General features: G+C 68.8%; 14 protein-coding genes and 1 pseudogene. 3 read left to right on the forward strand and 12 right to left on the reverse strand.

Going from position 1 to position 17,984, the window contains the following annotated elements; translation table 11 throughout:
* Nucleotides 1-391 precede the first annotated feature (391 nt).
* Entirely contained in the window at nt 392-1,462 is a 1,071-nt protein-coding gene (locus ACFU95_RS42510) for an AAA family ATPase (protein WP_383840452.1), read from the reverse strand.
* A 36-nt stretch (nt 1,463-1,498) separates the two neighbouring features.
* Nucleotides 1,499-1,639: pseudogene (locus ACFU95_RS42515) on the reverse strand (helix-turn-helix transcriptional regulator); the annotation flags it as partial.
* A 479-nt stretch (nt 1,640-2,118) separates the two neighbouring features.
* Between ACFU95_RS42515 and ACFU95_RS42520 the strand changes: the two are divergent.
* The 3 genes from ACFU95_RS42520 (at nt 2,119) to ACFU95_RS42530 (ending at nt 7,982) form a co-directional block, all read left to right on the forward strand.
* The gene (locus tag ACFU95_RS42520; protein WP_383840340.1) at nt 2,119-3,474 is read left to right on the forward strand and encodes a condensation domain-containing protein; all 1,356 of its coding nucleotides are present in this window, start codon (nt 2,119-2,121) and stop codon (nt 3,472-3,474) included.
* Nucleotides 3,475-3,571: 97 nt separating this feature from the next.
* Nucleotides 3,572-4,216, forward strand: a complete 645-nt coding sequence (locus tag ACFU95_RS42525) for a TetR/AcrR family transcriptional regulator (RefSeq protein WP_383840342.1) — start codon at nt 3,572-3,574, stop codon at nt 4,214-4,216.
* A gap of 85 nt (nt 4,217-4,301) precedes the next feature.
* Entirely contained in the window at nt 4,302-7,982 is a 3,681-nt protein-coding gene (locus ACFU95_RS42530) for an ABC transporter ATP-binding protein (RefSeq protein ID WP_383840454.1), read from the forward strand.
* 9 nt (nt 7,983-7,991) lie between these two features.
* Here the strand turns inward: ACFU95_RS42530 and ACFU95_RS42535 are convergent, their stop codons facing one another.
* From ACFU95_RS42535 to ACFU95_RS42580, 10 genes are read right to left on the reverse strand one after another with little or no spacing between them, the layout of a single operon-like run.
* The gene (locus ACFU95_RS42535) at nt 7,992-9,167 is read right to left on the reverse strand and encodes an acyl-CoA dehydrogenase family protein (RefSeq protein ID WP_383840345.1); all 1,176 of its coding nucleotides are present in this window, start codon (nt 9,165-9,167) and stop codon (nt 7,992-7,994) included.
* Nucleotides 9,164-9,427, reverse strand: coding sequence for a phosphopantetheine-binding protein (locus tag ACFU95_RS42540; RefSeq protein ID WP_383840348.1), 264 nt, complete (start codon nt 9,425-9,427; stop codon nt 9,164-9,166). The genes ACFU95_RS42535 and ACFU95_RS42540 overlap by 4 nt, the downstream gene beginning before the upstream one ends.
* Nucleotides 9,424-10,683, reverse strand: coding sequence for a type III PLP-dependent enzyme (locus ACFU95_RS42545; protein WP_383840351.1), 1,260 nt, complete (start codon nt 10,681-10,683; stop codon nt 9,424-9,426). Before ACFU95_RS42545 ends, ACFU95_RS42540 begins: the two co-directional genes overlap by 4 nt.
* Complete coding sequence (locus tag ACFU95_RS42550; protein WP_383840354.1) at nt 10,680-12,245, reverse strand: class I adenylate-forming enzyme family protein; 1,566 nt, start codon at nt 12,243-12,245, stop codon at nt 10,680-10,682. Before ACFU95_RS42550 ends, ACFU95_RS42545 begins: the two co-directional genes overlap by 4 nt.
* On the reverse strand, nt 12,242-12,961 hold the full coding sequence (locus tag ACFU95_RS42555) for a response regulator transcription factor (protein WP_383840357.1): 720 nt from the start codon (nt 12,959-12,961) through the stop codon (nt 12,242-12,244). Before ACFU95_RS42555 ends, ACFU95_RS42550 begins: the two co-directional genes overlap by 4 nt.
* Nucleotides 12,958-13,638, reverse strand: coding sequence for a hypothetical protein (locus tag ACFU95_RS42560; RefSeq protein ID WP_383840360.1), 681 nt, complete (start codon nt 13,636-13,638; stop codon nt 12,958-12,960). Before ACFU95_RS42560 ends, ACFU95_RS42555 begins: the two co-directional genes overlap by 4 nt.
* A gap of 1 nt (nt 13,639) precedes the next feature.
* The gene (locus tag ACFU95_RS42565) at nt 13,640-15,286 is read right to left on the reverse strand and encodes a hypothetical protein (protein ID WP_383840363.1); all 1,647 of its coding nucleotides are present in this window, start codon (nt 15,284-15,286) and stop codon (nt 13,640-13,642) included.
* The gene (locus ACFU95_RS42570) at nt 15,283-15,885 is read right to left on the reverse strand and encodes a hypothetical protein (protein WP_383840367.1); all 603 of its coding nucleotides are present in this window, start codon (nt 15,883-15,885) and stop codon (nt 15,283-15,285) included. The genes ACFU95_RS42565 and ACFU95_RS42570 overlap by 4 nt, the downstream gene beginning before the upstream one ends.
* Nucleotides 15,886-15,893: 8 nt before the next feature.
* Entirely contained in the window at nt 15,894-17,180 is a 1,287-nt protein-coding gene (locus ACFU95_RS42575) for a YcaO-like family protein (RefSeq protein ID WP_383840370.1), read from the reverse strand.
* A gap of 5 nt (nt 17,181-17,185) precedes the next feature.
* Nucleotides 17,186-17,974 carry a glycosyltransferase family 2 protein gene (locus ACFU95_RS42580; protein ID WP_383840372.1) on the reverse strand — a complete coding sequence of 263 codons (789 nt, stop codon included), beginning with the start codon at nt 17,972-17,974 and terminating at the stop codon, nt 17,186-17,188.
* Between the last annotated feature and the right edge of the window lie 10 nt (nt 17,975-17,984).

Raw genomic sequence — 17,984 nt, forward strand, 5'->3', positions numbered from 1 at the left:
AACCAGCGAGACCGACCTACCCACCGAACTCACCGCATAGCCTCAAAACGAGATCACCGAGTGGCCGTCAATACACCACTCCCGCGGACGTGACCACGTACCAGAACGTTGCCCCTGCGAGTGTCCGGGCCGCCGGCCGCGCCATCCGTCGTCTTGAGGTCCGCCCGCTCGCGTCACCCTTCCAACTGCACCTGGAGGCAAAGCCGTCGGCCGATGGCGGCGTGGCGGTCGAGTTGCAGTGGGACCCACGCGCCGTGGCCACGTCCTGTGTCCATCGCCTGCGCGACGTACTGGTGACCGACGCGGAACGCACGGCAAGCGCGAAAGGGAAGTCGTCGGCCGGAAGGCGCCGGAGCGGAACGTGAAGCTCGTCGGCCAGCGGCCATGGCAGCTACGCGTCGACCGGGATCGCACGCTCCGCCGCGCTCAGTACGACGGAGCGTACGCAGGACATCACCCGGTACCGGTAGACGTCACCGCGGACGACTTGGACCAAGGAGTGGTCGGCGAGTTGAGCCAGCATCTGGACGATGTCCAGAGGTGAGAAAGGGGCAGGAGGCGCGGACGCGGCGGGAGACGGAAACCTCTGGATGTCCCGCAACGAGAACTCGCCGCCGATGGACGCGAGTCGGCCGAGGAACGAGCGAAGGGTGGGGTCCAGCAGGTCGAGGCTCCATTCCACGCTCCTGACGATGTCCCGCTGGTGCGGCAGCAGCGAGCCGTCCATCGACCTCAGCACCTCCTGCTTCGCCTCGTTCCCCAGCAGAGCCAGCAGATCTTCGAGGGAGACCGAGCGCAGCCGCTCCGCGGCGATCTCAAGGGAACGCGGTATGCCGTCGAGCAGCTGGCACAGCCTTTGCACCTGGGTCGGATCCATGGTGTCGGCCAGACCGGGGAACGCGGTGCTCGTGCGCTGCAGGACCAGCTCGACGGCCGCCGGCAGCCCGCCTCGCGCACGGGGAGAATCCGCGCGCAGCGGTGTGACCTCCCAGGTACAGGCGGCGTCCATCGCGAGGCGGAGTCTTGAGGTGATGATCAGCCGTATCCCGGGGTGATCGGCGAGGAGGCGCCTGCTCAGCCGGGTCACCGATGTGGCGACGTGCTCGGCGTTGTCGAGAACAACCAGGTGGGAGGGGTGCAGACGCTCCTTCGTGACCGCGGCCGAGACCCGTTCGTAGCTCTGCTGCGGGTCGCCGCCCTCGGCGGGCAAGAGGCCCAGGTCGATCACCGACACCCCCTTGACCGAGACGCCCTTGACCGGCCCTTCCGTCGCGGACTCGGCCAGCGCCATGGCCAGCCTGGTCTTGCCCACTCCGCCCGGTCCCACGAGGACGACCATGCGCCGCTCACGGATCATCCCGGAAAGGAACCGGAGGTCCTCGTCCCGGCCCACGAGTGGGTTCTGTGGAGATTTCGTGCCACGCCAGGGCACCGTCAATTCGGCGTACGCTTGTTGCTTCATGAGGAACGCCTGTCTGCCCTCCGGGTCGAGAACCGAGGACAGGAGGCGCAAGGACGCCCGTCGCGGGTGACTCACCTTTCCGGTTTCCAGGTTTCTGATGGTGCGTACACTGACGCCGGAAAGCTCCGAGAGTTCCTCTTGCGTCCAGCCGTGACGTTGGCGCAGATTTAACAGCATCTCATGCAGCAAGGAATACGTCCTCGTTCAATAAACCGCTTCGTCGATCTGGCCTGTTGGCACGAGGCGGATGTGCGTTCAGTGCGGAAGGCGCTACCCGGGTAGGCGCCAGGTCTAAGAAGCAGTCATACGAGTACGCCACCTCCGCCCGGCCTGTTGGCTCCCCGTGAGTCAGTCCAGCTGCATGGACACCGTCTGCCGAGATTAAGAGTGCCTTCGCGAGTTAAGCAAGCCCTTTCCCTTGCCCCCTCGTAAAATCTCCGAAAGTAGCGAAGTAGGACCAAAAGGTAGAAAAGGTGACAGCTGCTGATTTGTAGCCCGGGGCTTCGCCTGGCGGGTGGCAAACTCGCGGGGTTCGGTTTTTGCCAAAAATTGAGAGATCCTCGATGTGGGTACGGCGTTGACAAGCGCTTTCTGGTCGGATTAGATATCGTGGGCCGTCAATTCCGCAAAGCGCGTGGGCGGGAAATGGAGAAGAGGTGAAAGTGGACAAAATAACGATTCACTTCGAAGGTGAGCGCGACGCGGTCGCACCCCTTACCTGGGCACAGCGAAGGACTTATCGAGGATCTCGCCTCAAGTACCGGCCGTTCGTGTGTGTCCAGGCTGTTCCGCCAGGGATGGGCATCCATGAGGTCGGTAACGCCGCCAAATGGGCATTGGAGGAGTTCGAGTCCCTGCGGACGACATTTCCGTTGGATGGAGATGGCGATCCCTACCAGAAGGTCGAAAAGTTCGGATCGGCGGATATCTTCATAATTCCAGCCGGAGAATCCACCGGAGAATCCACCGGAGAATCCGCCGGGGAAGCCGATATCCAAAGTGCAATACATCGCCTCCAGAGGGAGCGCTTCGATGTCACGGCCGAGATCGGGGCATTATTTGCCATAGTGACCTGCGCCGACGTTCCAACGCACCTTATTTGTCTGGTTTCCCACCTCGCAGTGGATGGTCATGGTCGCGCGGCGCTGGGAGCGGCGCTCGACAGCCACTTCTCCGGGCAGTACGACCGGCCATCGACGCCTCTGATGCAGCCGGTGGACCGAGCGCAGCTGGAGCAATCGACGAAGTGGCAAGAAAGGAGTGCTCGCTCCCTCGAATACTGGAAGTCGGTTCTGGAGAAGCTTCCGCAGGACGCCAGTCGGTCGGCAGTAATTGATTCTGATGCACTGGGGGCTGCTGTCTCAGTCATCTCGAAGAATTATGCAATGAGTACATCCGCTGTCTATCTGGCCATTATTTCGGTGGCTTCCGGCGCACTCATCGGGCGGGACAAGTCCTCCTTTCTGCTGCCGGCTTCCAATCGTCTGAACCTGGAAGAGCGTTCGTTCGTCGGGGAGCTTGTGCAATTTGCCCCTGGGGTACTGGAAGAGCTCGACAGGCCTTTCGAGGCGATAGTCAATGACGCTTGGAAAGCAAGTGCCAAGGGTTACAGATTCAGTCGCTACGACGAGCAGGCTCTTCAGTTGATGCTCACAGACCTCGACGAAGGCAGGGAGTACAAAAGAGCTTTCGACTTCTCATTCAATGACGTAAGGAATTCCACGGAAGGGGAAGCGTATCGCGGAGTGGTAGAAGATATTCGCGACCTCGCGAAACAGACGAAAATCGAATTGCGCGAAAAGGTGCCCCAAGGCGGAGCTCGTTTCCTGTCGTTCACCCTCTGGGGTGAAGGCAGTCAAACACTCGCGATCGCTGTTCACGACTCGTACTTCCCGGAGTTTCCGGTCCCGCGCATTTTGCTGGCAATTGAGGCTCTGGCGGTCGGAGTGGCCCTGGGGGATGCGGAGGCGCTCCATCACCCCATGCGATTCGCGAGAGCCCACCTGACATGAGGAGGCCGCCCTGGTCCGGGTGTGAGCTTGTCCGCGCAGGATTTTCGACGGTGGAGGAAACGCCGATATGGCAACTCGGCGTACTCGTACCCACAGCGTGAACCGTCCCACCGGCGACCAGCCGGCCTTCCTGCTCGACGCGGCAGCAGAGATGTTCCTGGCCGCCGGCTTCGACAAGACCTCCATGAACGAGATCGCCGCCAGGGCCGGCGTCTCGAAGACCACGGTCCATGCGTACTTCCGTGACAAGCTCGAACTGTTTCACGCGGTGGTCCGGCGGGGCGCGTCCAAGACGAACCTCAGATTCGACCCAGCGCTGCTCGACTCAGCCCAAGACACCGAGGAAAAGCTTTCCCGGGTCGCCCTGATCCTCTTGGAATCCACGACCGAGCCCGAGCACCTGGCCTTTCTGCGGATCCTGGTCATGGAGCGCGACCGCATACCAGAGCCGTTACGAGTGGTGAACGAATGCGGCGGCCACGATGTCATCGACGTTGTCACCGCTGTCCTCAGCGAGGACGCCGCCGAACATGGCTACTCCGTGCCAGAACTGAACACTTACGCCGCGATGTTCACTCGAATCGCACTGGCCGGCGTCCAACTGTCCGCACTTCTCGACCCTGGCTTCCGGCGCGACCGCACACTTCTCCAGGCCCACGCCAACTGGATCACCGCAGTCTTCCTGCGCGGCATTCGCCCACGGGACGGCGCCGACAGTCAACCCCTGCCGTCAAACATCTGATTGAACACGAGTCATCCGACAGGCTGGAGCGTCAGTGGAGAAGTTTGTCGTCAGTACGGGCTGGGTGCGGCGCCTGGGGGTTCATATGCTCCGGCACCGCAGGGAAATAGTGCTCACACTGCTCGGCGCGGTACTCGGTAGCGTCTGCATGATCGCCACGCCTCTGATCGTGCGGCAGATCATCGACGGCGTCATACTCGCCCAAGGGTCGGCGTTGTGGCCGTGGCTGGCCCTGGTCCTGGCGCTCGGCGTCGCTACGGTCAGCTTCGAGTTCCTCCGCCGTCTGTCCGGTGCTCGCCTTGCCCTCGAAGTCGAGTGCGACCTTCGCAACGGCATGCACGACCACCTTCATTCCATGGACGCGGAGAACCTCAACCGCATGCCGACGGGCCAACTCGTCGGGCGCGCCAATTCCGACACCACCCTGGTCCAGGGACTGCTCAACTACTTCCCGTTCCTGGGCAGCGACGCCCTGAGGGTAGTGCTGGCGGTCGGGGTGATGCTCTTCCTGTCCCCGCTGCTGGCCATCGTCAGCATCGCCATCGTGCCGACGGTGCTCGTCCTCGCCCACCGGATGCGCTGGAAGGTGTTCCCCGCCACTTGGAACGCCCAGCAGCGCGTGGGCGACGTCGTCCAGATCGTCGACGAGGACATCAACGGAGTGCGGGTCGTCAAGGCTTTCGGCCAGGAGCGGCGGGAACTCGAGCGAGTCGCCGAGGCGTCGCGGGCCCTCTACGGTTCGCAGATGCGCCTGGTGCGACTGCAGGCCCGCTACCAGCCGGTCCTGCAGGCTGTTCCGGTCTTCGGGCAGGTTGCCATCCTGGCCTTCGGCGGCTGGATGGTGCTACGCCACGAGATCACCCTGGGCACGTTCCTGGCCTTCTCCACCTACGTCGCCCAACTCGTGCCCCCCGCCGGCCGATTGGCCCGCTTTCCCATCCTCGCGCAGCAAGCCAGGGCCGGTGTCGAGCGCATCTTCCAGCTCATCGACATGCGCCCTGCCATCGCCGACGCGCCCGACGCGACGGAACTGCCGGCTCTCCGCGGCGAGATCACCTTCTCCGGTGTTCATTTCTCCTACGCGGAAGGCCCCGACGTGCTGCGCGGCCTCGACCTGCACATCCCGGCCGGATCACGCGTCGCCGTCGTGGGCCGGAGCGGGAGCGGCAAGTCGACCGCGGCAGCGCTGGTCTCACGCATCCATGACCCGCAGCGGGGTGCCGTGCTCGTAGACGGCCACAACGTACGGGACGTGACGCTGCGCTCCCTGCGCAGCCAGGTCGGCGTGGCGTTCGAGGAGAGCTTCCTCTTCTCCGAGTCGGTACGGGACAACATCGCCTACGGATGCCCGGGTGCCGGTGACGCCGACATCGAGCAGGCGGCACGCGCCGCGGGCGCTCACGACTTCATCATGGGCCTGCCCCGTGGCTACGACACGGTGGTGGGAGAGCGGGGACAGACCCTGTCGGGCGGGCAGCGTCAGCGGGTGGCCCTGGCCCGTGCGCTGCTGTACGACCCCCGGGTCCTGATCCTCGACGACGCGACCAGCGCGGTGGACGCCTCCACCGAGGAGGCCATCCACGACGCCCTGCGCGAGGTGATGGCCGGGCGGACCACCATCCTGATCGCGCACCGCCGCTCGACCCTGCGTCTCGCGGACCAGATCGTCGTCATGGACCACGGCCATGTCGTCGACACCGGCACCCACGACGAGCTGATGGAGCGCAGCGCCCTCTACCGGACACTGCTCAGCGGGGAGCCCGACGACGACGCGGCCGGTGGCCGTATCGAGGCACTGGCTTCCCTGTCCGGCACCGGTACGACCGCCACGGCGTCGAACGGGAAGCGTCAGCCCGGCCGGGGCGACGGCGGCTCCGGCCGGCGAAGCGACGTGGCGTCAGCTCCCGGACCGCTGGGCCACCGGGCGGCACTCGAGCCGGTGCGCGACATTCCGGCCATCGACCTGGAGACCGAGTCACGCCGGGACTCCTCGTTCGGGCTGGGCCGGTTCCTGGCGGAATTCCGCCGCCCGCTCCTGCTCGGCCTGCTCCTGGTCGTCCTCGACGCACTCGCCTCACTGGCCGGCCCGTATCTGATCAAGAACGGCGTCAACAGCGGCGTGATGGCCGGATCGGAGGTCGCCCTCTTCACCGCATCGGGCATCTACCTGACGGTGGCCCTGCTCGGCATGCTTGTCCAGATCGGCGGTACGTTCGTGGCCGGCAAGACCGCCCAGCGCATCATGCTGTCCCTGCGGATCCGGATCTGGGCCCAGTTGCAGCGGCTGTCCCTCGACTACTACGAGAGCGAGATGGCCGGACGGATCATGACGCGGATGACCACCGACGTCATTCAGTTCGAGTCGCTGATCGAGAGCGGCATGCTCTCCGCGATCGTCTCACTGGTCACCTTCGCCGGCGTGGGTATCGCGCTGTTCGTGCTCAACCCCGAACTGGCGGCCGTCGTGCTCACCCTCGTCGTCCCGCTCGCCATCGCGACCGTGCTGTACCGACGGCGCGGCGGCATTCTCTACGGCCACGCCAGGGAACGTATCGCCGTCGTCAACGCCGACTTCCAGGAGAGCCTGTCCGGGATACGCGAAGCCCAGGCCTTCGTCCACGAAGAGGCCGCCAAAGCCCGGTACCGCCGATTCGGCCGCGATCACATCGCCTCCCGGATGTCGGCCCAACGGCTGATGCTGGCCTATTTCCTGTTCGTGCAGTTCCTCCCGGACGCCGCCGTCGCCATCGTCCTGGGCGTGGGAGCCGGGATGGTCACGTCCGGGCACCTCACCTCGGGCGCTCTGATCGCGTTCATCCTCTACATCGGCCTCTTCTTCTCACCCCTCCAACAGTTCTCGCAGGTCTTCGACTCCTGGCAGCAGACCCGGATCTCGGGGAACCGCATCGCCGACCTCATGAAGACCGACACCCGCACCCCCAACCCCGAGCATCCCGAGGAAGCGGGTCACCTGTCGGGTGAAGTGGTCATCGACGACGTGCACTTCTCCTACCCGGCCGTGGCGCACGCCGACGCCCTGGGGGCCGGGCCACCCGAGGCGCTGCGCGGAACCAGCCTGCGTATCGCGTCCGGTGAGACGGTCGCGCTCGTCGGCGAAACGGGCGCGGGCAAGTCGACCGTCATGAAGCTGGTCGCACGGTTCTACGATCCCGGAGAGGGCGCCATCCGCGTCGACGGCCACGATCTCCGCACGCTCGACCTGCCGTCGTACCGGCGCCGGCTCGGCTATGTGCCGCAAGAAGCGTTCCTGTTCACCGGATCGGTCCGCGACAACATCGCCTACGGCCGGCCCGGCGCCGACGACGCCGAGGTGGAGGCGGCGGCGTGCGCGGCCGGTGCCCACGACTTCATCACCGGGCTGCCCGGCGGCTATCTGCACGAGGTGGCCGAACGTGGCCGGTCCCTGTCGGCCGGGCAGCGTCAGCTCATCGCGCTGGCCAGGGCCGAACTGGTCGACCCCGTCCTGCTCCTGCTGGACGAGGCCACCTCCAACCTCGACCTCGCCACCGAGGCCCGGGTCGCGGCGGCGATGCGGCGCGTCGCGCACGGCCGGACCACGATCGTGATCGCGCACCGCCTGCAGACGGCCCGGACCGCGGACCGGATCGCCGTGCTCGACGGCGGCCGGATCATCGAGGCCGGGACGCACGAGGAACTGCTCGCCGAGGGCGGGAAGTACGCCTCGATGTGGCAGGCGTTCGAAACGGCCGGCCACGCCGGAGCGCGCACCGTGCTCGAGACGTAGGCCCCCGGGTCAGGCGAGGGTCACCGAGCGGTCCCACAGCGACAGGGCGCCGTTGGCCGTCCACAGCCTGTCGTTGGAGTAGTTCAGGCTCGCCGACCGCAGGTCTCTGAGCGCTCGCTCCAGTGGTACAGGGCTGCTCGACGAGTAGCCGGTGGACAGCCCGGCCAGCTCCACCATCCGGTCCACCGCGCGGAAGGAGAGGTCCGAGGCGGCCAGCTTGAGCGAGTTCAGATGGATCTGCAGCACCTCCGGGCGCACCTCGCGGACACCCTCGCGAACCTCGGCGACCTCCTGGGTCACGCGCTCCAGGTAACCGTGGACGAGTTCGAGGTCGAGACGGATGCGAGCCAGTCGCTCCCGTACCAGGTCGGAGGTGAGGGTGGGGCCGCCCTTGCGGCGTGGGTTGCGCAGATGGCCGATGAGCTGGGCGAAGACATCCCGTGCGGCGCCGAGCCAGCACGCGGACAGTCCCAGGTGCGCCAGTGGAATGGCACTCTCGGTGGCCACCGAGCGGAAGCCGCCGGGGCCACCGATCAGATTCCGTTCGGGCACGGTGCCGCTCAGTTTGAGCGAGACGTTCTCCATGCCCCGCATGCCCAGTGTGTCCCAGTCCCCCGAACATTCGACGCTCACCTGGTCGCGTCCGGCGTACACCAACGAGACCTCGTGGCTGGGCACGTCCGGGGCCGCCCGCATCGTCAGGAGGAAGCCGTCGGCGTGTGCCCCGCCCGAGACCACGGGGGCCCACCGGTCCAGGTGCAGCCCGTCCACGTCCGGGACGACCGGGGACTGGGCCGAGACGAAGCTCCAGCCCTTGACCGCCTCCGTGGTGATCGACGCGAGATAGCTCTCCCCGCCTGCCACGGAGGGCAGCAGCTCATCCTTGAGCTCCCTCGTGCCGTAACGCACCACGGCATCGACCTGCTGACAGTGCATCGCCCAGATCGTCGCCGTGTTCAGACAGCCGCCGCCCAGTTGTTGAGCGGTCCGCACCAGGCCCGGCAGATCCCCGCCCCAGCCGCCGTACTCGACGGGTACGAGAAATCCGAGGAGTCCCGACCCGCGCAGAGCCGCCATGCCGTGGGCGGGGAAGGACGCCTCCTTGTCGGCGTGGGCGGCGTGCTTGCGCAGCGTCTCCAGTACATCCGTCAGGACGTCGTTGACCCGCTGGCCGGGGGCCGTCATGGCTGCGGCTCCGCGGTGGGCAGCCCGGAGACCGCCTGCCACAGGCTGCCCGCCGTGGCGAAGGTGACCGGCTGCAGCAACTCGTCCGGAATCTCCGCGCCGTAGTTCTCCTCCAGCATCAGCAGCAGCTCGACGCTGGCCATCGAGTCCAGTCCCGCCGCTGCCAGGTCCAGGTCGGCCCGCAGCGGTTCACCGTCCGGCAGGGTGCGCAGCACGGAGCGCAGGATGGACTCGAACGCCGAGTCCCAGGGAGCCGTCATCTCTCTCTACCTTCCAGTGGTGTCTCGATCACTTCGAGCCGACGGACGTGCACCTCGGCGGCGCCGTCGACGACCACCTCCGTGGCCGGAGGGTGGCTCAGAAAGGCCAACAGGCTCGCGGTCAGGCCGTAGGCACCCGTGTTGGGTATGCGCAGCACGTCTCCCACCTTCAGCGACCCGAGGGGCGCCGACCGGCTGAGCACGTCGAGGGGGGTGCACAGGGGGCCCACAAGGGTGACGGCTTCGCGGGCCGGCTCGCCGCCCGACGCCTCCCGTGTGTCGGCACCGGCGTCCGCGCCCGGTTCCGGAAGGGCGGCGGGGGCCATGATCCGTCCCAGTCCGGACATGCCGCCCAGCACGTTCGTCCCCGCGTCAAGGATCGCGTACGTCCTGTCGCCGCTGTCCTTGATGTCGAGCACGGTGGTCAGCAGGGTGCCGCAGGCGGCGGTGAGGTGGCGCCCCGATTCGAAGGCGACGACCGGACGGCCGTCCCGCCATCCGGGAAGGTGGCGGTCCAGAACCGACTCGAGCTCAGCACGCAGGCCGCCGTAGTCCGGGCGGTCTCCCGGCTTGGCGAAGGGAGCGGCGAAGCCCCCTCCGAGATCGATCAGTTCGGGGTCGAAACCGGTTCTCTCGCGCAGGGCGGCGGCTGTCTCCACGCTCAGCCGGAACTCCCGGGCCAGCGCGGCCGGGTCGGCGACGTTGGTGGCCGGAAAGAAGTGCAGCCCCACTGGGCGCAGTCGGCCGGTGGCCCGGAACAGGCCGGGCTGGGCACAGGCCTGGTCGAAGTCGATACCGAACTGCGAGGGCACTCCCGTCATCCGCAGCCCGGTGCTTCCCGCCGCCGGGCCGGGGGCGTTGATCCGTATCAGACAGTCGATCTCCTCCGCCTCCGCCTCGGCGGCCTCGGCGAGCCGGTCCCGTTCGGTGGCGGACTCGACGGAGAAGCGGCGGACCCCGGACCGGATCGCGGTCCGCATCTCCTGGAGGGTCTTGCCGGGGCCGGTGTAGAGGATGTCGGACGGAGACTGGGAAGCGGCCAGGGCCGCCCGCAGTTCGCCGGGCGAGCTGATCTCGGCGTGCACGGTCAGGTCCGTCAGCTCCCGCACGATCCGGGGGTGCGGATTCGCCTTCAGGGAGTAGTAGAGCCGGGAGCCCTCGGGCAGTCCACGCCGCAGTGCGGTGACCGCTTCCCGGACCTTCTCCAGCTGGTAGACGTACAAGGGGGTGCCGTAGCGGCTCGCGTAGTCGATCATGGCTTGGGGTCCGTCCGTGTCACCGGCGTCGAGGGTTCCGGCAGGTCCCGCTCGGCCTCGCGCAGCCGCCGCTTGTCCACCTTTCCGTGCGCCGTCTGCGGAAGCCGCTCCCGTACCCAGCAGTGGTCGGGAACCTTGGCGGGCTCCAGCCGTTCGGACAGCCCCCGCAGGACATCGGCGGGAGCGGCGTCCGAGACCACCCACAGGTGCAACCTGCCGACCGGGCCGGGCGGGTTGACCGCGGCCTGGACGACTCCGGGTACATCGAGGGCGGCCGCCTCGATCTCGGCCGTACTGGTGCGCATGCCGCGCCGCTTGAAGATGTCGTCGTCCCGGCCGAGGAACGTCAGACGCCCCGCTGAGTCGAGCATCCCGAAGTCGCCCGTGAACAGAGCCCGCTCACCCGTGACCGGATGGGGGCGGTAGCGCTCTTCGGTGGGCCGGGGGGCCTGCCAGTACCCGTCCATCAGGTGGGGTCCGCACACCACGATCTGGCCGGGCTTCCCGGGAGGCAGGACCGTCCCCGCCTCGTCCACGATGTCGACGGTCGTGCCGGGCAGCGCCGTGCCCACGGTGCCGGGGGCGCGCAGATCCTCGTCGGCACCGGCGATGGTGATCCGCTTGCACTCCGTCATGCCGTACATGAGGACGACGGCGGCTCCCGGGAACACGGACCGCAACTCCCCGGCCGTGCCCGCCGTCAGCTCGGCACCGGTGTTGGTGATCAGCCGCACCGGTGGCAGCTGTCGGCCCCGTCGCGCGAGGCGCAGCAGGAGGATCGCCAGCGTCGGTACCAGCGGCAGGACGGTCGCCCCGTATTCGGCGGCGAACTTGAGCACCGCGGGCTCGGGCTGACGGCCGGTCACCGCGAGCGCGGCTCCGGCCTGTGCACAGAGGAAGACCTGGTAGAGGCCGTAATCGAAGGAGAACGGAAGCCTGCAGTAGACGACGTCGTCAGGACGGTACGCCAGTCGGCTCGCCACCGCCGCCACCGCGAAGGCGATCTGTTCGTGCCGGCAGACGACCGCCTTGGGCCGGGACGTGGATCCGGAGGTGTACATCAGCAGAGCGACGTCGGAGGGACCCGCCCGATCCGCGTGCGCGCGTGACAGCGGGGCGGGCAGGCCCGCGAGAAGCTGGTCGACGGAGATCTGCCGGGCATCGCCCGTGGGGACGTCGTGGTCGTTCTCCTTGCGCCCCTCGTGCACGAAGAGGACCGGACGACAGTCCTGCAGCAGCGCGGCGAGCTGGTACGGCCGCGACTCGGGGCTCACCGGAACGAAGACAGCGCCGTACCGGATGACGCCGTACAACAGACCTACCACCGTCCGGGAGTTGGGCAGGCTAACGACCACCCGGTCTCCCCGGACAACGCCCTGGCCCTTCAGCCAGGCGCACACCGACCTGCTGAACCGGTCGAGTTCCCGGTACGTCCACACGGCGGTCTCGTCCCGCACCGCGACCGCGTCGGGCTCTCGCTCGGCAGCCTTCACCAGCCACTCGTGCACCGGTCCGGTGCGCGAGGACCCGGCTGTGTTCCCTTCGTGGACAGGGGCGGTCATCGGCGCTCCCCTCGCGCGGCCGCTCCGCACCGGGGGGCCGTGAGCAACCCCGCCTCCAGCGCGAACACGGCGGCAGCCGTACGGTTGGGCGTTCCCAGTTTCAACAGGATGTTGCCCACGAGTCGCTTGACGCCATGGTCGGAGATGCCGAGCCGCCGCGCTATCTGCTTGTTGCTCAGCCCCTCCGTCAGATGCACCAGGGTCTCCCGCTCGCGTTCCGTGAGCGGGGACAGTGGGAACCGGTCCCGGCCGGGCTCCTGCAGGGCGGCGACAAGCCGCCTGCCCAGCCTGAGCGGCATCGGCATCTCGTTCCTGGCCAGTTGGGCCAAGGCCCGGTCCAGGGTCTGCCCGGTCACTTCCTCCCGCAGCAGAAAGCCGTCGGCCGGCAGGGTGTCCAGCGGCGTCGCCGAGGTCAGTCGTGACTCGTCGAGCAGGACCAGAACCCGTGGTGTCGGGCCGGAACGTCCGGACAGACAGGCACGCAGCGCGGCACTCCGGGAGCCCGAGACGACCAGCACGTCCGTCTGCCCCTGCGACAGGACGCGCGACAGTTCGGCGAGAGTGGCACAGCTCTGGGCGAGCCGGACGATCGCCAGCTCGCTCAGCTGCTTCCGCAGCCCCTTCCGCAACAGTTCGTCCTCGACGAAGAGCGAGACGCGCAGGGCGTCCTGCTCGGCCATGGCCGGCGTCTTCGCCGGCGACGTTCCGTGTTTCATTCTGCGATCGCCTTGGTGAGAAGGGAGCTTGACTTCGGGTTCGGCAGCCCCACCGACAGGCCGATGAGTGGCGCGCGGGTGACACTGTCGAAGCGCAGGGCGGTGCGCCCCGCGAGAGTGGGGCCGTAGAAGAGGCACGACTCCAGTCCCGCTGTCGCGGCCGCCAGCTGCGCCCGGTAGACCGACCGTCCGGCCAGCTGGTAGAGCGGCGCGGCGGACCTCCCTGCCGGGACGAGCAGGTTCGCCATGGCGACGACGATCACGGGCGCGAGATGGAACTCGCGCTGCGGCCAGGCCTCGGCACCTGGGACGGGCCCTACCCGGTGCAGCCGCAAGCCGCCGTCCGGCAGCGCCTCGACGTGGTACGAGCCGACGGCGAGGCCCTGCGCGCGCCGGGCGACCACGGCCCAGCCCAACAGCGGGGTCAACCGCACAGCGCCCGACAGCACTGCCGAGACCGCCGCCGCCGGGACCTCCTGCTCCGCGTAGAGCCGCGTCGACCGCCGATCGGCGAGCGCGGCGGGCAAGGCCACTGCCGGGGCGGCGGGCGCCGGGAGCGGCACCGGCGTGTCCCCCCGTTCCGGCAGGCAGGGCGGCAGGCCGTCCGTACCGGCAGCGCCCGCCCGCGGATCCCGCGCCTGTTCCAGGGCCTGTGCGAACTGCGGATACCCCGTCATGTCACTCGCTCTCCGTGTGGATGTCCGGCAGTTCGACCAGCCCGGCCAGGAGCAGTTGCCGCGACAGCCCCGGAACCGCGTCGAAGAACTCCCCGGCGCACGCGGGAGAGGACAGGCGCGCTGTGACCGCCCGGGCCTCGCAGACCGTCAACAGGTGTTCGAGGGTCACGCCGGCGTCGAGTCGCCCGATGCGCGGGGCCCGCGGACCGTACTTGCTCTCCAGCGGCTCGATGTCGACCACCTGGAGAACACAGGTCGTGTCGCCCGCCGACACCCGGAGCCGGTCGTGCGCCCCGTGCGGGACCTCCAGCCGGCACAACGCGTCGATCTGCGGCTCGTAACTGTGCAGCCCGGCCCGCGCCGAACCCCACGTCGACTCCGGCAACCAGGCCAGCGCCCGCGGTGAGCCGATGTTTCCGCCGGTCGGCGGATAGCGGCGCAGCGTGCCGGGCCGTAGTCCGTAGGTCTCGGTCAGCAGGGCGCTCAACCGCGCCCATGGCCCGTGCTCGATCACGGCCGGCTCGCGGACATCGGTGCTCCACAACGCCGTCTCGTCCACACACAGCCGTCGTGGTACCTGGGCCAGCACGTTCGCGGCGGTGTAGTGACCGTACTGGGCCCGGCCTCCGTGCAGGTCCTCCGGAAGCCCGGCGACCGCGTACTCGTACACATGGGCCGATGCCGTCGACGTGTCCCGCACCGGCCCGTCGGACACGCACCGACGGCAGTCGGCGGCCGGGCTGACCGACCGCACGGTGACGCCGTCCTCGACGTCTCCCACACCGATGATCTGGCGCACGGTGGAGGGGTGGCCGACGCCCGCCATCAGAGCGAGACACTCGGCCGCGACGTAGGCGGCCACGACATCGGTGCGCGTCTCCCGCTCGAGAAGGGTGTCGGTGTTCTCGGGGGCCTTCGGCTTCTCCTGCCCAGCATGGTCGGGCAGGGCCCGTCGGGCGCAGCCGAGGCACGGAAACAGACTCCTGTCGAGCAGCGGGCCCAGGAAGGCGCCGTCCTCGCTGTCGAGAACGACGAGCCAGCGCCCTCCCGACACGGCCATGGCGTCGTCGAAGGCGATGAGCTCCGCCGGATCGTCGGCCCGCTGTCTGATGACGACGGTCAGGTCGGCCGTACCGTCCGGGTCGATGGCGTCGGGGCTGCCGAAGGCACTCGTACGCACCGTCAGCCCGTGCTCCGTCAGCAGTTCGCCGACCCGGGAACGCAGTCCGCCGTTGCCGATCAACCGGACCACCTGGGCCCGCAGGCACCGCACCACCGCCCGGCCACTGGAGTGGAGGGCCGTGTCGGCGGTGACCCGCGCGTACCAGTCGGACAACGGGGTGTCCGGGATGTCCTCGCATCCGGCCAGATCCTCCAGGACCCCGATGGAATCCAGCTGCCGCAGCGCCTTGTGCAGGACGGCCTCCGAGCAGGCCGCGGCCGCGGCGAGTTCGGTCTGGTCGGCCCGGCCCGTCATGGCGGAGAGCAGGGGCACGAGCAGTCGGCCGACGTGCCGCCCACGGACGTAGTGTGTCCGGTCGGCACCGCGGACGACCATGGCGTCGTTCTCCATGGCCCATGTCACCCCGGGCCGGAGCCGAGGCTTCAACGGCAGTTCGGGCAGGCTCAGATCGATCGCGTCCGTCATGAGACCGCCCTGGCCGAGATGTCCCGGACGTGTGTGCACCGACGGCAGTACGGCATCGGCAGGACGCGCAGAGCGCGCGCGCCGTGGGGTGGGAACTCCATGTGCCAGGCCAGCCCGGCGGGGGGATCGTCGCGTCCCGTGCCGAGTGCCATGCGCATCACCAGCGCGGCCGCGGCCCGCGCCGCCAACGGGCTCACTCCGGACACCCCGGAGGGCCTCCCGTCGGTGGTGAAGAACGGTTCCAGTCCCCACTGGTGCTGGTCGCTGCGCTGCAACAGGCAGGACAGGCAGGGTCGTCCCGCGTCCCGAAGCGGGCCGACCAACAGGCCGTGCGGACCGCTCAGCACGGAGAGCTTCCATGCGCCCGCCGACTGCGCCTCCTCTTCGTCGGCGCCGAGTACCGATACCGATACGGGAGACGCGGCGACGTCGACGACCAGAGTCGGACTGCCGCAACCCTGGGCGAGGCGACCGGGCCGCTCATGGCGCCGCAGGTAGGCGGCCACGTGGTCGGCCACCCGCTGTCCGAAGGCGTCGTGTGCCGTGCAGCGCACGACGGGCAGCACGCTGTCACGGCGACCGGGGTCTTCTTGGAGCATGCCGTTCCTCAGGCCAGGGGACAGGGCATCGGGTTCACCTCGGCGAACGGCACTCCGATGCGACGGAGGCGGTCGCTCGCGAGGTATCGCGCCGCGAACACGGGGGACAGTGGTTGGAGGGAGGGAATGATCGCCCGCACGACGCGAACGCCGGACGGGGCGACGTCGCGCGGTGTCAGATCCACCGCGTAGATCTCGTGCCCGGCCTCGATCAGCCGGCCGACAGGGTCGGAACCGGGCGTCGGGCTCAGGGACGGCTCAAAGGCGTCGTCCGGCCTGGAGCCGTCCAGGAAGTCGAAGCAGTGAGCCTTGCTCTCCGGTGCCATGAAGAGAGCGCCGTCATGGACGCGTCGGCAGCGGACCGGGCTCGTGGGCGCCCGGTCTCCCGCGCGCACGGAGGCCTCCAGACCCGCGTGGATCTGGGCCGCCTCAGCCGCGCTCGCTGCGGCGGCGGCCCGGAGGGTCCGGCGTGCCGCGGCTCCGACGATCCGGTGCACACCGCGTCCGGGGCCGCGCAGGACCGAGAGCACGGTGGGGACACCGAGGTCGCTGGTGATGTCCCAGCTGGTGAGGGTGTACTCCCGCATCCGCTCGGCGGAGTACGGCAGTCGGGCCTCCGGGTCCGTCTCCGAGGGACCGCCGAACCCGTCGGGAAGCCTCCGCGCGCGGGCACGCAGCAGCCAGGTCAGCGCGACCGCGTCACGCTCGACGACCTCGAGCACCGCGTTCTCCAGTGCCCGCGCCCAGGACAGGTGCGCGGCGGTGCCGGTGGAGACGGGCACCCAGAACTCCTCCCCGGGGTACCGGGGCGCGGTGTTGAACGCCATGACCGTCGGTACGTACACCACGGCCCCGTCCCCGCAACGCGTCGCGCGTACCCAACGCACCCGGTCCCGGTCGCCGAGCACGCCATGCGTGCCCGAGCGCGGGCCGGGTTCCCTCGGGTCGTGGCGGGGCAGGACACGCGTCGGGAGCGCGCCCGGCCCCAGTTCGACCGCCGACGCGAGTGTCGACCGCTGTTCGGCACAGGTGACGGAGGCATAGCGTTCCACCGCTTCCATCCGTGCTTTGAGGGCGGCTGAGGCGGAGTCCGGGTCGCTGGCCGCGCCGTGCAGGACCTCGGCACAGCCCAGAGCGTCCACGGGCGGCCGGTCTCCGGTCGCCGCGCGGTGCAGCCCGGCGCTGACCACGAAGGTGTGCCGGTCACCGTACGCGGCATGGCCGCCCCGCGGCGGCGACAGCACACCGTCGAGCGACTCCGCGAGCCGGGAGGCCCCGGCCTGTGATTCCCGCACCGTGGTCACCTCTGCACGAGCAGCGGCCAGGCGTCGACGTCATGGCGGTCCATGACGTCGGTCACCACTTCCAGGTAGACGGCGGCTCGGGCGCAGCGGTCGCCGAGCCGATCCGCCCCGTACCGTTGCTCCACGCCCAGCCCGGCGTAGATGGCGGGATGCGGTACCTCAGTGATCGAGAAGCGACCGGCCAGACCGAGCAGCATCAGGATTTCCAGCGTGCTTCCGTACTCCCGCACCTGGATCCGAGGTGCCAGGAACTCCATCGCCGCACGGCCCATGGCCCAGCAGCCGGAGATGACGTCGGTCATCGCCAGACCGCAGACCTGCTGGACGAGGGACCGGAACATCACGTTGAGCGCGATGCGGTCGGTGGGCGGCGCGGCGACGACGTGGGACAGCGGGTGGTAGCGGGATCCCAGCACCAGGTCGGCTCCGGCCCCCTGCCGCGCCAGGAGTTCCCGCAGCACGGCGGGATCGTGCTGTCCGTCGCCGTCGATCCGGGTGACGACGTCGTAGCCGTGGGCCATGGCGTACTCGATGCCCTGCCGTACCGCCGCGCCCACGCCCCGCGGCACGCCGACGGAGGTGACCCGGTCGGGAAAGGCCGAGGCGCTGAAGGCGTTGCCGCCCGCATCGAGCACCAGCACATCGGCGTCCAGCGCGTCCAGGACGGAGCCGACCACACCGGACACCCGACCGGACTCGGCCAGCGCCGGGACGAGCACCAGGGCCCGAGGCGCCGAGGTGCCGCTCACCGGGGTGCCGCAGTCGGCGGCGGAGAGGCTCGTCATGCCGAGCTGG

Source organism: Streptomyces sp. NPDC057623 (assembly GCF_042800355.1).
Taxonomy (GTDB): Bacteria; Actinomycetota; Actinomycetes; order Streptomycetales; family Streptomycetaceae; genus Streptomyces.

Excerpts from the sequence above, each read along its gene's own strand:
- ACFU95_RS42535 (WP_383840345.1), bottom strand. The coding sequence starts at position 9,167 with ATGACGGCCCCCGGCCAGCGGGTCAACGACGTCCTGACGGATGTACTG.
- ACFU95_RS42555 (WP_383840357.1), bottom strand. The coding sequence starts at position 12,961 with ATGAAACACGGAACGTCGCCGGCGAAGACGCCGGCCATGGCCGAGCAG.
- ACFU95_RS42580 (WP_383840372.1), bottom strand. The coding sequence starts at position 17,974 with ATGACGAGCCTCTCCGCCGCCGACTGCGGCACCCCGGTGAGCGGCACC.
- ACFU95_RS42530 (WP_383840454.1), top strand. The coding sequence starts at position 4,302 with ATGCTCCGGCACCGCAGGGAAATAGTGCTCACACTGCTCGGCGCGGTA.
- ACFU95_RS42540 (WP_383840348.1), bottom strand. The coding sequence starts at position 9,427 with ATGACGGCTCCCTGGGACTCGGCGTTCGAGTCCATCCTGCGCTCCGTG.
- ACFU95_RS42510 (WP_383840452.1), bottom strand. The coding sequence starts at position 1,462 with ATGAAGCAACAAGCGTACGCCGAATTGACGGTGCCCTGGCGTGGCACG.
- ACFU95_RS42550 (WP_383840354.1), bottom strand. The coding sequence starts at position 12,245 with ATGACCGCCCCTGTCCACGAAGGGAACACAGCCGGGTCCTCGCGCACC.
- ACFU95_RS42560 (WP_383840360.1), bottom strand. The coding sequence starts at position 13,638 with ATGACGGGGTATCCGCAGTTCGCACAGGCCCTGGAACAGGCGCGGGAT.
- ACFU95_RS42545 (WP_383840351.1), bottom strand. The coding sequence starts at position 10,683 with ATGATCGACTACGCGAGCCGCTACGGCACCCCCTTGTACGTCTACCAG.
- ACFU95_RS42570 (WP_383840367.1), bottom strand. The coding sequence starts at position 15,885 with ATGCTCCAAGAAGACCCCGGTCGCCGTGACAGCGTGCTGCCCGTCGTG.
- ACFU95_RS42565 (WP_383840363.1), bottom strand. The coding sequence starts at position 15,286 with ATGACGGACGCGATCGATCTGAGCCTGCCCGAACTGCCGTTGAAGCCT.